The sequence below is a fragment of the Flavobacterium cucumis genome, assembly GCF_900148835.1.
Classification (GTDB): Bacteria; Bacteroidota; Bacteroidia; order Flavobacteriales; family Flavobacteriaceae; genus Flavobacterium; species Flavobacterium cucumis.
The window spans coordinates 538,256-551,634 of sequence record NZ_FRYK01000002.1 but is presented as its reverse complement, the minus strand read 5'-3'; the positions used below and the strand labels follow the sequence as shown (position 1 = coordinate 551,634).

Genomic DNA, 13,379 nt, shown 5'->3' with positions numbered 1-13,379 from the left:
GCGCAAAGATAAGAGTAAGAATTTAGAATTCAGAATTTAGAATTCAGAAAATACTACTTGTTGAGTTTTTTCAAGAGGTTTCTCGTCGCCGCTTGGTAAGCCGCAGAATGATTCGAATAATCTTGTTCAATTATCATTTTTAATTCTTCGTGAACCCAATCGTATTTCTTGCCTAAAACAAAAAGTGCTTTCATAGCATACACTTTTGCTGCTACTTTTTCGTCTTGAATTAAACGGTCAATCAGGGCTTCTATTAAATTGTGTTCTTGTTCTTGTGTGAGAGAAATGCCGTTTTTTCGATGATTACTTTTGGTAAGAAAATAAGCGATTTTAGTCGCTGGTCGCAATGCTGAATCATCTTTTATTTTTGGAAGAATAGCGCAGAAATCTTCTATATAAGGAACAAATTGTTTTAATTTCTTTTCACAAACTAAATCTAAACTCCAAAACGCTTTTACATGTAATTCATTTTTGATGTCAAAAGCTAGTTCAATCATTTCGCTAAGATTTTTTTCATCTTTCATAGCAAAATTACTCACCATTTTTCGGCTAACAACATGGCAAGTACTTGCTTCGATTTTCTGATACATTTGGCTTTTCATTTGGTAAATATATCAAATTTGCAAAAAAGTTGAAATACTTTGTAGCTATTCATTTGACTTTCTTAAATTTGTTGTTTATTTCTAAAGCTAACTAAAAGTGATACAACTACACGATAAAAAATTTGAAGTTTTTATCTCGGGAGAGGAAATTAACTTCGCCATCGAAAACATGGTAAAACAAATTGAAGACGATTTTTGCGATGATGTGCCTGTTTTTATTGGAGTGTTGAATGGCGCTTTCATGGTAGTAGCTGATTTATTAAAAAAATACAGTCATAATTGCGAAGTTTCGTTTGTAAAAATGGCTTCGTATGAAGGAACGCAAACTACAAATGAAGTAAAAGAACTGATTGGTTTGAACCAAAGCTTAGAAGGTCGTTCTGTAATTATCGTGGAAGACATTGTAGATACCGGAAATACGATTGAAGAATTAAAGACAATTATGAAACAACACAATGTGAAGCATTTCAAAATTGCTACTTTATTTCTAAAACCAGAAGCCTACACAAAAGATATTAAATTAGATTATGTAGGGATTCGAATTCCTAATAAATTTATTGTAGGATATGGTTTAGACTACGATGGTTTGGGTAGGAATTTAAAAGACATCTACCAACTTTCAGAATAGATTTTAAACTTGAAAATAAACAAATAACAACTAATAACAAACGAGATAAAAATGATCAATATCGTATTATTTGGTAAACCAGGAGCAGGGAAAGGAACGCAAGCCGATTTTTTAAAGCACAAATACAATTTAGTACATTTATCTACAGGTGATATTTTTAGATTTAATATAAAAAATGATACAGAATTAGGAAGATTAGCCAAAACGTTTATGGATAAAGGGGATTTAGTTCCTGATGAAGTAACTATAAAAATGTTGCAAAGCGAAGTGGATAAAAATCCTCAAGCTGCAGGTTTTTTATTTGATGGTTTTCCAAGAACAATTGCGCAAGCAGAAGCTTTAGATGAGTTTTTAGCAGATAAAAATCAAGAAATTACGGCTACAGTTGCTTTAGAAGCTAATGATGAAATCTTAGTGCAACGTTTATTAGAAAGAGGAAAAACTTCAGGAAGACCTGATGATCAAGATGAAGAAAAAATTAGAAATCGTTATCAAGAATACAATGAAAAAACTGCGCCGTTAATGGATTATTATAAAGCGCAAAATAAATTTTATGCAGTTGATGGAATAGGAACTATCGAAGAAGTCACGGAAAGATTGAGTTTGGTTTTAGATACCTTTTAATATACAAACAAGCCGATGAGATAAATTTCGGGCTTTCGATTTTTTTTTCGATATTTGCAAACAGAAAAGGAGCTATTTCCGTAATTTGGGATTTTAGCTCTTTTTTTATAATTTTAACTATGGAAATTTTAATCATACTCTTTTTGATTCTCCTTAATGGAGTTTTTTCGATGTCAGAAATCGCTTTGATATCAGCGCGTAAAAATAGATTAGAAACAGCGGCTAAGAAGGGAAATAAAAATGCTAAAGTGGCATTGGATTTGGCTAATTCACCCAACGAATTTTTATCAACTGTTCAAATTGGAATTACTCTAATTGGAATTTTAACGGGTATTTATTCAGGAGATAAAATTACTACTGATGTGCAGCATTTTATTGCGGGTTTTGAAGATTTGGAGGCCTATTCAGAATCGATATCAGTTGGAATTGTTGTCGTAGTTCTTACCTTTTTCTCTTTAGTTTTAGGCGAGTTATTGCCAAAAAGAATTGGATTAAACTTCCCAGAAGGAATTGCCAAAGCTGTTGCAGTTCCAATGAAGTTGGTTTCAACCATCACGATGCCCTTTATATGGTTGTTGACTACATCTACTGAATTTTTATTGAAAATTTTTCAAATTAAGCCAACTGCAGATGGAAAGGTTACAGAAGAGGAAATTAAGGCAATTATTAAAGAAGGTACAGAAGTTGGTGAAGTTCAGGAAATAGAACAAGATATAGTAGAGCGTGTTTTTCATATTGGCGATAGAAAAGTTAATTCGTTAATGACGCATCGAAATTCAATCGTTTATTTGTCTTATGAAGATTCTGTTGAAGAAATTAAAGCAAAAGTTTTAGACGAACTGCATTCGGTTTATCCTGTTTGTGAAGATAATTTAGATGATGTTGAAGGAATAGTTTCACTAAAAGATTTATTTGCTAGTTTTGAGCAAGGAAATTTTGATTTAAAGAAAATAAAACAAGAACCGGTTTATTTTATTGAGCATACTTCTGCTTATAAAGCATTGGAAAATTTTAAAATATCAAAAGTACATTATGCTTTAGTTACAGATGAGCATGGTGTTTTTCAGGGGATTATTACTTTAAATGATATTTTAGAAGCATTGGTGGGAGATGCAGCTGATTTTTATGAAGATGAATTCAAATTAGTGGCTAGAGAAGATGGTTCGTGGTTAGTTGATGGACATTATTCACTTCACGATTTTTTAACTTATTTTGATATGGATGAGTTGATTGGAGATTATGAAGTTACAACCGTAAGTGGATTAATCATAACAGAATTAGGAATAATTCCAAAACAAGGACAAAAGTTAATTTGGAACAAACTAGAGTTTGAAGTTATCGATATGGACGGTGTTAAAATTGATAAAGTTTTAATTACCAATTTAAAAGAATAATAATTAGGAATTCAGTGTTTGGTGTTTAGGAATTACTTCTAGATAGTACACATTAAGAATCATAAATTGTCATCAGAATAAATTTTTAGATTTTAAAATCGCGAAACACTTAGCTTTGATGACTGAACACTAAAAAAGATGACAGAGGGAAATTTTGTAGACTACGTAAAAATATATGTTTCTTCCGGAAAAGGAGGGAAAGGGTCTTCGCATTTACACAGAGAAAAATTTATTGAAAAAGGTGGGCCTGATGGTGGAGATGGTGGTCGTGGAGGACACGTATATATAAAGGGAAATAAAAATCTCTGGACTTTATTCCACTTAAAATTTTTGAAACACGTTCGTGCGGGTCATGGAGGTGATGGAGGAAGCTCAAGAAGTACAGGACATGATGGTGAAGATAGGTATATCGAGGTGCCACTTGGAACGGTTGTAAAAGATCAGGAAACAGGTGATGTTTTGTTTGAAATTACAGGACATGATGAGGTGAGAATTTTAGCAGAAGGAGGAAAAGGAGGTTTAGGAAATTGGCACTTTAGAAGTGCTACTAATCAAACACCTCGTTATGCTCAGCCTGGTATGCCTGTAAAAGAGGTTGATGTTACATTAGAATTAAAAGTTCTAGCAGATGTTGGTTTAGTAGGTTTTCCTAATGCAGGAAAATCAACTTTGCTTTCTGTTCTAACTTCGGCTAAACCTAAAATCGCGGATTATCCATTTACTACTTTAAAGCCAAATTTAGGTATTGTCGCTTACAGAGATTTTCAATCCTTTGTAATGGCTGATATACCTGGAATTATTGAGGGTGCAGCAGAAGGAAAAGGTTTAGGGCATTACTTCTTACGACATATTGAACGTAATTCGACTTTGTTGTTTTTAGTTCCTGCAGATGCCGATGATATTAAGAAGGAATACGAAATTCTGTTAGATGAATTGCGTCGTTACAATCCAGAAATGTTAGATAAAGATCGTTTGGTAGTAATTTCAAAATGTGATATGTTGGACGATGAATTAAAAGTAGAATTGAAAAATCAATTGGATAAAGAATTAAAAGGAACTCCTTATATGTTTATTTCATCTGTTGCACAACAAGGTTTACAAGAGTTGAAGGATAAATTGTGGCAAATGTTGAATGCTGAAGAAAAATAAAAGTATCTCAGAAAGTTAGAAAAAGCACCTCCATTTGAAGGTGCTTTTTTGTTTTTAATGCAATTATTATAATTAAAAGTTAAAATTGCTTCAATCTAAACTGATTTTGAAATGATAATTTTAACGAAATCGTATTTTTGAGTATATTCGCCACACAAATCAAAAGAACACAGATTTATTATGAAAAAATTATTATTATTTATCATTTCTACAATAATGCTTGTGCCGGCTTCGGTAAAGGCAGATGAAGGAATGTGGTTTTTAATGTTCATTGAGCGTTTAAATCACCGCGACATGCAAAAAATGGGCTTGCAATTAACAGCCGATGAAATTTATAGCATCAACAATCACAGTTTAAAAGATGCTATTGTACAATTCAATGGAGGATGTACTGCTGAGATGATTTCTAAAGACGGATTAGTTTTAACAAATCATCATTGTGGATATGATGCTATTGCAGAATTATCTTCAGCGGATAAAAATTATTTGAAAAATGGATATTGGGCTAAAAATAGAGCTGAGGAATTGAAACCTTCGAGTTTATATGTGCGTTTCTTCGTGCGTATGGATGACTGTTCAAAAAGAATTTTGTCTGTAGTTAATCCAAGTATGAGTGAGGCAGATAGAGAGAAAGCTATCAACGCTGAAATCGCTAAAATTGAAAAAGAAAATAATGAAGGCGGAAAATATACCGTTTCTGTTCGTCCATTTTTCCAAGGGAATGAATATTACTATTTTGTTTACCAAGATTATAAAGACGTTCGTTTAGTAGGAACGCCACCGGAAAGTTTAGGGAAATTTGGTGGAGATACAGACAACTGGGAGTGGCCTCGTCACACTGCTGATTTCTCTTTATTCAGAGTTTATGCTGATGCAAATGGAAATCCAGCGGATTATTCAACCAACAACGTTCCATTAAAACCAAAACATCATTTACCAGTGAATATTGGTGGCGTTAAAGAAAATGACTTTGCTATGATTTTAGGTTATCCTGGTAGAACAAATCGTTGGATGCCAGCAGGTGGAATTGAGCAAAACGTAAAATTTGCTTACCCAGCTTGGGTAGAAGGTTCAAAAGTAGGTATGGACAACATGAAAAAATACATGGTTCAGTCTGATGCTTTAAACTTAATTTATGCTTCAAAATTTGCTGGTGTAGCTAATTATTGGAAAAACCGTCAAGGAATGATTGATGCACTAACTAAGTTTGGTACAGCTAAAACAAAAGCAGCTCAAGAGGCTAAATTCCATAAATGGGCTAATAAACCTGAGAATAAATCAAAATATGGTAATGTAGTTCCTACAATCAACAAATATTATGCTTTAACAAATGAAAAATCGCGTCATGATAACTATATGATGCAATTGTTTAGAACTTCTGCTTTTGGAACAGTGAGCAGAGGTTTAGGAAGACAGTTGGAAAACTATGCTAAAGCAGATGCAACTAAGAGAGCGCAAATGGCTCCAGCTATTTTAGAAATGGCTCAAGGAATGCACAGTGAATTACATATTCCAGCTGAAAAAGACATTTTAACAGCTCAATTAAATTTATATACTAAAAAAGCAGGATATAAATTAGCTCCTATGGTTGAGAAATTAGCCGCAGAAAATAATGGAGACTTTACAAAATATGTAAATGCAGCATTCGATTTAAGTATTTTTACTTCCGTTGATAGAGTAAAAGCTTTCTTAGATTTACCATCTGAAGAATTACTTAAAAACGATCCACTTTATGTATTGACGAATGATTTGTTAAATCACTATACTTTTAGAAGTGAAGAATTGATTCAATCTCAAAACGATTTTGGTGCTTCTTTCCGTTTATTAGTTGAAGGTTTGAGAGAATCTAAAATTGGTGAAATTAAATATCCAGATGCAAACTCTACATTACGTTTAACTTATGGGAAAGTTCGTTCTTTACCAGCAGACAAACGTAATGATGCCACAATTAACAACTACACTACCTTAGCAGGTCAAGTTAAAAAATACAAGAAAGGTGATTTAGAATTTGATTTACCAGAAAGAGTATTACAAATGAACGCCGCTAAAGACTTTGGTCGTTATGCTGATAAAGATGGTTCTTTACACGTAAATTTCTTAACGGACAACGATATTACAGGTGGAAATTCAGGTTCGCCAGTATTAAACGGAAAAGGTGAGTTAATCGGTTTAGCATTTGATGGAAACATCGAAGCTATGGCTGGTGACGTAATCTTTGACAAAAAATTACAAAGAACAATCAACGTTGATATTCGTTACGTTTTATGGGTAATTGAGAATTTCTCAGGAGCGAAACACATTGTGGATGAAATGACTGTTGTTAAGTAATTTCCAAATCAATATAAATAGAAACGTCCCGATTAAATCGGGACTTTTTTTATGGCTTACTTTTGAATGCTTAGTTTCGTATTTGTTGAATGACTCGAGAATTCTGGAGCATACATGCTTTGAATAGTTGCAATTCCGTCATTAAATATTCCTGAATTATTTACTCTAACATCATATTCAAAAACGTAAGTTCCAGTTTTAATTTTATCAAAAAAGAAATGAGTTGCAACATCTTTTGTACTTCGGTAATAACTAATGCCATTTTTCCATTCGTATTTCGAAATTACATCAACAGGTTCAAAACAAGCTGCTCTTAAATCTTTCAAATGAACAAATTCTAAATCATTTTCGGTTTTTATTATGATTCGAATAGTAATTAAATCACCAATTTTTACATTTTCAGAATTTATGTCGACAAGTTTTTCTCCTTCTGAAGTTTTGATTTTTTTATAAAGTTTTTTTGTAATCGATAGCGCTGAGGTACTATCCGATTTTATTGCTTCTAAATCTTCAAAATATTGCAAATATAAGCCGCCAAAACCAGCTACATCCGATTTGTTTTCAACGGATATTTGTCCAATTTCTTTTGAAATTTCATCAGGTTTCCAATTCATTTTTATGTAACCCGTATTTGCATCTTTATCTTTTTCGGATAATTTTTTTGATAATACTTTTTCGTTTCCAATTTTAAATTTGGTATTATCTTTTATACTTGTCCAGTCGGTTCCTTGTAATAATAGCGCATAAATGGCTTCGGTTGTGGCTTTTGTTGTAGGCCAATGTTTTAATTGTTTTTGTTTTAACAGCCAAACTTTCATTTCATCTACAAACTTTTTGTCTTTTTCTATTTCAGAAAAAGCTTCTATTAGTAAAGCTTGAGTTTCTATAGCCGATTGGTACCAATAATAGCCATTTTTATTTTCAATCCAATACATGCCAAAATCATCATTTCGAGCTACTGTTTCTTTTAAATTTGAAATGATTTTCTCTGCGAATTTTTTATCACCAAATCGATTCATCGTTAAAGCTAATAATCCTTTTTGGTATAAAGAATAATTTAACCAATTGGCTTTAAACTCTACTTTTTGAATGTTAATAATAGAATCAATTTTTTTAGAAATTGGAAACTCTTCTAAATAGAAACTTCTGGCATATAAATAATGTAAATTTGAATAAATGAAATAATTTATACGATCATTTTTAAGCGTACTTTGACTAATATATTTACTATCTAAATAAGGAATTGCTTTTGATGTAATATTTTTAAATTCCGATTTTTTTTCAGGAAATAGTTTGCTTAAATGTCCAAATCCAGAAACAATATGTTGGGAGATGAAAATATTTTCCTCTCCGCCATCAAACCATGCAAATCCGCCAGAAGCTAATTGCTTTTCTTCCATTTTTTTAATGGTCTTGTCTTGTGATTCTTTCATGGTGTTCAAATCCATTAAAAGCGCCAAACGTTTGTTTTTTAGTTCTTCACTTTCGACATCTAATAACCATGGCGTTTCATTTAAAACAATAGATTTTAATTCTTCGTTTTGAGTAAGTTTTGAAACCGCTTTTGGATTGTTTTTCCATGACTCAAACAAAGAAGCTATTTTGGGATTACTTGAAATAATTTCAGTAGCGATAAAGTTTCCATAATATCTTGAGAAAATTTGTTCGGCACATTCATGTTCGTATTCCATTAAATAGGGTAAGGATTGAAGTGCAAGCCATGTTGGGTTTGAAGTATATTCTAAAGTAAATAAATGGTTTTTTAAAGTTTTAGAATCATTGTTTGTAAGGTTATCAAATACATATTCTTTTTTAGAATTTCCTTTAACCCAAATCGGAATACTTTCCGTAAGTAAAACTTTATTACTCATTACGGGTAAAATATTTTCTTCACCATCAGAAAAATTACCTGATTTGGCTACGATTTTATATTGTAATCCTTGAACACCTTCAGGAATTGTAATTGTCCAACTTACAGGAACACTTTCTTTTGAGTTACAATTAAATGCTTTTACATTGGAATTATTTTTTGCAATTGCATCAATCGGTTGCATATTGGTTGCATCAAATAGCAATAACATAGCATTACCAGATTTTACTTCATGAGTTAAATTGACCACTTTTGCTGTTAACGTAATTTCATCTTTTTCCCTAACAAATCGCGGCATATTAGTTTGAATCATAACATCTTTTTGTGAAATAATACTCGATTCAAAATAGCCAGATTCCGAATTTTTATTATGACCTAATAGGCGTAATTTCCATTTGGTTAAGGATTCGGGAGTGGTAAATTGGAAAGAAAATTCCCCATTACGATCTGTTTTAATATGAGGATAAAAGAAAGCCGTTTCGTTAAAATTACTTCTCGTTTTAACTTGCGCTAACTCTTTAATAGCGTTTTTCGTAGTAATTAAAATAACTCCATTTGCACCTTTTGAACCATAGATAGATGTTGCAGCTGCATCTTTTAAAATATTTAATGATTCAATATTATTTGGGTCTATATTCAAAGCATCTCCAGAAACAGGAACGCCATCAATAATATATAGTGGATTTTTGTTTCCGTTTACAGAACCAAAGCCTCTAATCATAATTCTTCCATTTGATAGCGTGTCATTTTTTACGGAAACTCCTGCAATTTTACCTCTTAGTGCCTGAGATAAATAACCGTCATCGTCAAATGAGTTTTCACGATTATAAGATGTGGCTGTTCCTACGTGAGCTTCTTTTGTCGTTTTTCCATATCCTGTAACAACAACTTCTGATCCAGAGACTACATCATCATTTAAGCTAATTTCTAGATTTTTTGCTTGTTCTATAGTTATTTCTTCTGATTTTTTACCTGTATAACTGACTACAATAATTTCTCCTTTAGCCGCCTCAATAGAAAATTCTCCATCAAAATCGGTTGTAGTGCCTCTGTTGGTTCCTTTGATGTGTACATTTGCTCCTGCAATAGGTCCAAGTTCATCTTGTACAATTCCAGAAATTAACTTTGCATTTTTTGGTATTCCAAAATAATAATAGATTTTTTTCTGATAATTTTTTTGAACAGTATAATTTTTTGGGTCGCTAAAATAAAATCCAAACCAGTATAGTTCTGGGTCTCTTTCATAAATTGCAAAGTAATTTTTTTGGATTTTAAAATTGTAGAAATTTAAATTAACAGATTCATTATAGTTTTTCATTACTGGAGTTCTATGATATGAATTATACTCTCTAAAACTTAGGCTATTCCAAAAGTCATTTGAAAATTGATCTAAGGAGCTATCATACATACTTGCAAGAATTTCGGTTTCAAGTTTTTGATTGATTACTTTAAATGACCAATTTTCAATGCTTCCTGGTTCAATTTTGTTTCTTATGCTTTCAATTTCAAATTGCAATGTGTTTTCTATACTTTCACTATTAATTTGATAGAATTTTTCATAGCCATCATTTTCCCAAACACTTGAAAAATGAAAAGTGAGATTGTTTTTAAATGTACTGTTTTTATCAAATTTGAAAATTCCTTTGCCGTTAACTAATTGAATGGTTTTTACTTCATTAACTGGGTTTTCATCAACATAAAAACGAGAAGTTATATATAAGTTCGGAATTATAGAATGTATTTCAATAGTGTATTGTTTTGATTCAGGTTCCGAAATATCTTTATATGTAAATAACTCTTTTTCTGAATAAGGATGTTGTTTTGATTTTACATTAAATACTGTTTCATCTGAGATTAAATTGTTTTTAATATCATAAGCTTCTGCGATAATTTTGAATTCTGTATTTCTATAGCTTTTTAAAAAGTCTAATGTTATTTCTTTAGCTATTTTGGTGTCAAAAGGAATTGTTTTTATTAATACCTCTTGTTGCTCTGTATCAGAGTTCTCATAAGGTTCGTGAGGAAACAATTTTTGAAATTCGTCTCTTGGAATAACTTGAATTTCTGGTATTGGATTTTCTCTGTTTTTTAAGAATTTTTTGTTTTTCAGCTCATAAATTTTAAGACTTCCTTTAGCTTCAATTGGAAAATTATTCAAAGTAGTTGTAGTGATTTGAATTTTATTTAAATCTTCAACAAATAACTCTCGTTGTACTGAAAGATTTAGTTGTAGCATTTCTTGACTAACTCGTACTGTTTTTGAAGCCTCTCTAGTTTCTCCTTGAATATCAGTTACATCAACTTTTATTGTGTAAGTTAATGAATTTATTTCCTCGTTAGAAATGGATGGTTCTGTTGCTGAAAATAAAATTTTGAAATTTCCGTTTTCATCCGTTTTAGTGTCTGAAATTATATAATTTTCTTGATGTGGAATGCTTCTCGTTTTGCTGTAGCCGCTTTTTGTAATTGAATAAGTAACTTTAGCATTAGTTAGATTGTTGCCTGCTAACGCTTTTGCATTACCTGTTATTTTAATGGAATCACCAATAGTGTAATTTTCTTTAATTTCATCAAAAGTTACCTCAAATGTTGGGCGTTTGTATTCCTCTACTTTGAAATCAAAATCGGTGTAACTTTCAAAATCAACATTATCCCAAAATTTATGTTCTTCTTCTTTTTTATCGTAGTATTTTGAATCTTGCTTATAATCATCTGGTTCGTCAATTTCTATGCTAAATGATCCCGTTAAGGTGTTTTTTGGAATATCAAATTCTCCTGAAAAACTACCATATTCATTTGTTTGAACATCAAATTCTTTTAAAATTGTGTTATTCACATCTCTAATAGATACTTGTACAGTAACAAAAGGAACAACACTTTTTACCTTGTCTTTTTTTTGTATAATTATACCTTTATAATACATTTTTTGTCCTGGCCTGTAAATAGAACGGTCAAAATAAACCATTGCTTTTGCTTCCCAATTTTCATAGTCATCTTCAAATTCTTCAGAAGGATCAATTAAGAAATCTCTATCATAATTTATGTTTAATGAATCAGCATTTGATATTATAGAAACTTCAGAATTATACTTGTAGTCTTTTTTTCTTTTTTTGTGTTTTAAGAAAGCACTTCCGTTTGTATTGGTTTTAGTTTTTTCATCTTCACTTGATATCAATACATTTTCTAATGGCTTACCAGTTTTTCTATCATAAATATAAAAGGTGTCTTTGTTGTTTTCATCATCTTCAATTACATACATGTTTGTTACTGTAATTTTATCATAAGCATATACTTTTTCTTTAGAAACAGAATCGTTTTTTGTTTCAACGTAAACTAAGTAATTACCAAGGTTTAATTTTTCTAATAAAATTTCAGTTGAATATTCAAAATAGTCGTGCTTATTAGGGAGTTTGATTTTTTGTGATTTTAATGGTTTGTTATTTTTAACAAAAGTTTGAATAATCGAGTCTTTATTCATCCATTTTTCAGAAGTTGAATAGTAATAATTTTTAAAAACATAATTCCATTTTTGAGGGAACTCAAAATAGGAGATAGTTATGGAATCAACATTCTTAAAATTTATAAAAGCTCTTGTATTTTGTTCAGAATAACTGGTTTTTGGAATCGAAACTGATAATGATTTTTTTAGAATTTCAAGTTTAATATTTTCAGCTTCAGCAAGAGCATTAATGTTAACTTTTGTGTTTAAAATTGTATCAACAAGCGCTAAGGCATTATTATATAAATTAATTTCACCATTTTTAAAGGTTTTCGTTTGATAATATTTTAATCTTTCAATTCGTAAAAATTGTTTTAGAAAAATATTGGTTGTTGATTTTTCTATATCTTCAACTTTGTCAAGATAATATTCTTCATTCCAAATAGATTCTCTAACATATTTCAGTCTTTCAAAGTAAGCAAAATCTAATTTTTCATAATTATTTTGTTCTAAATAATATTTTTCATTATTCTGTAAAAATGAAATTAATTTTCTAAAGTTTTTGTCTTGTAATTTTTTTGTATCGTATTTCACAAAAACTTCTGGTTTATCATAAAAAGTTTCTAATTCTTTTTCAAAATCACTAGATTTTTTTTGTTTCCATGAAGTAATTTTAGACTTTAAATAGTTGCCTTTTTTTTGAGCTAGAAAATCATAAATAGAGTAATTTTTTATATCTACACTTGGTGAAATATCAAAAATAGCATTATAAATTTTAATATTTGTTTCTCTTAATTCCTTTTCATTTACCAATAGATGCTCATAATATTGATTAATTTCTTTACTAAAATCAATAACAGTCCATGTTAAAAAATCTTTGCTTTTTTTTGTTTCTATGTTGGTTCTGTTTTTGATGATACCATAATTATTTTTATAGTAATCTTCTAAAATGGTTATGTATATAAAACTTAAAAGAGCTTTTGAAACAGGTTTCGCTTCATTAATTTCTTTCTGAACATTATTTATGATTATAGTTTGTGCTTTTTCATCAAAAACTTGTTCGAATTTTGATTGATAAAAAAAACATTTTATGATTTGAATTTCATCCTTTTTACGCTTTGCTTTTTTATAAATTTCTTCAACCCTTTCTTGAGCGGATTTTATTTTACCTTCGAGCTCAAACTGATATACCTCTTTCCATTTATCTTCGTATTGAGCAAATAAATTAAAGGAATTAATTAAAATTAATAGGAATACTATTTTACGCATAATATAATGTTTTTAATAATAGAGTTTAGAAATCAGTAAATGGTTGGGAATTTATGAAAATAAATTATTTGTAAGT

General features: G+C 30.4%; 7 protein-coding genes. 5 read left to right on the top strand and 2 right to left on the bottom strand.

The window, feature by feature from the left end:
* Positions 1 to 53 precede the first annotated feature (53 nt).
* On the bottom strand, positions 54 to 590 hold the full coding sequence (locus BUE95_RS08550) for a hypothetical protein (RefSeq protein WP_143165251.1): 537 nt from the start codon (positions 588 to 590) through the stop codon (positions 54 to 56).
* A 109-nt stretch (positions 591 to 699) separates the two neighbouring features.
* Here BUE95_RS08550 and hpt point away from each other — a divergent pair, with 109 nt between their 5' ends.
* The 5 genes from hpt to BUE95_RS08525 all read left to right on the top strand — a co-directional run bounded on the left by hpt (position 700) and on the right by BUE95_RS08525 (position 6,725).
* Entirely contained in the window at positions 700 to 1,230 is a 531-nt protein-coding gene (hpt, locus tag BUE95_RS13805) for a hypoxanthine phosphoribosyltransferase (protein ID WP_073583379.1), read from the top strand.
* Between the two features lie 51 nt (positions 1,231 to 1,281).
* Positions 1,282 to 1,854, top strand: a complete 573-nt coding sequence (locus BUE95_RS13800; protein ID WP_073583377.1) for an adenylate kinase — start codon at positions 1,282 to 1,284, stop codon at positions 1,852 to 1,854.
* A gap of 170 nt (positions 1,855 to 2,024) precedes the next feature.
* The gene (locus tag BUE95_RS08535) at positions 2,025 to 3,248 is read left to right on the top strand and encodes a hemolysin family protein (RefSeq protein WP_234977646.1); all 1,224 of its coding nucleotides are present in this window, start codon (positions 2,025 to 2,027) and stop codon (positions 3,246 to 3,248) included.
* 138 nt (positions 3,249 to 3,386) lie between these two features.
* Entirely contained in the window at positions 3,387 to 4,397 is a 1,011-nt protein-coding gene (gene obgE / locus BUE95_RS08530) for a GTPase ObgE (protein ID WP_073583373.1), read from the top strand.
* 180 nt (positions 4,398 to 4,577) lie between these two features.
* Positions 4,578 to 6,725 carry a S46 family peptidase gene (locus BUE95_RS08525; RefSeq protein WP_073583371.1) on the top strand — a complete coding sequence of 716 codons (2,148 nt, stop codon included), beginning with the start codon at positions 4,578 to 4,580 and terminating at the stop codon, positions 6,723 to 6,725.
* Positions 6,726 to 6,781: 56 nt separating this feature from the next.
* Here the strand turns inward: BUE95_RS08525 and BUE95_RS08520 are convergent, their stop codons facing one another.
* Positions 6,782 to 13,303 (bottom strand): alpha-2-macroglobulin family protein, encoded by a 6,522-nt coding sequence (locus BUE95_RS08520; RefSeq protein ID WP_073583369.1) that lies wholly within the window; start codon positions 13,301 to 13,303, stop codon positions 6,782 to 6,784.
* Between the last annotated feature and the right edge of the window lie 76 nt (positions 13,304 to 13,379).

What these genes read in the sequence shown, in the direction of transcription:
- BUE95_RS08550 (WP_143165251.1), bottom strand. Translation starts at nt 590, where the DNA reads ATGTATCAGAAAATCGAAGCAAGTACTTGCCATGTTGTTAGCCGAAAA.
- BUE95_RS13800 (WP_073583377.1), top strand. Translation starts at nt 1,282, where the DNA reads ATGATCAATATCGTATTATTTGGTAAACCAGGAGCAGGGAAAGGAACG.
- BUE95_RS08535 (WP_234977646.1), top strand. Translation starts at nt 2,025, where the DNA reads ATGTCAGAAATCGCTTTGATATCAGCGCGTAAAAATAGATTAGAAACA.
- obgE (WP_073583373.1), top strand. Translation starts at nt 3,387, where the DNA reads ATGACAGAGGGAAATTTTGTAGACTACGTAAAAATATATGTTTCTTCC.
- BUE95_RS08525 (WP_073583371.1), top strand. Translation starts at nt 4,578, where the DNA reads ATGAAAAAATTATTATTATTTATCATTTCTACAATAATGCTTGTGCCG.
- BUE95_RS08520 (WP_073583369.1), bottom strand. Translation starts at nt 13,303, where the DNA reads ATGCGTAAAATAGTATTCCTATTAATTTTAATTAATTCCTTTAATTTA.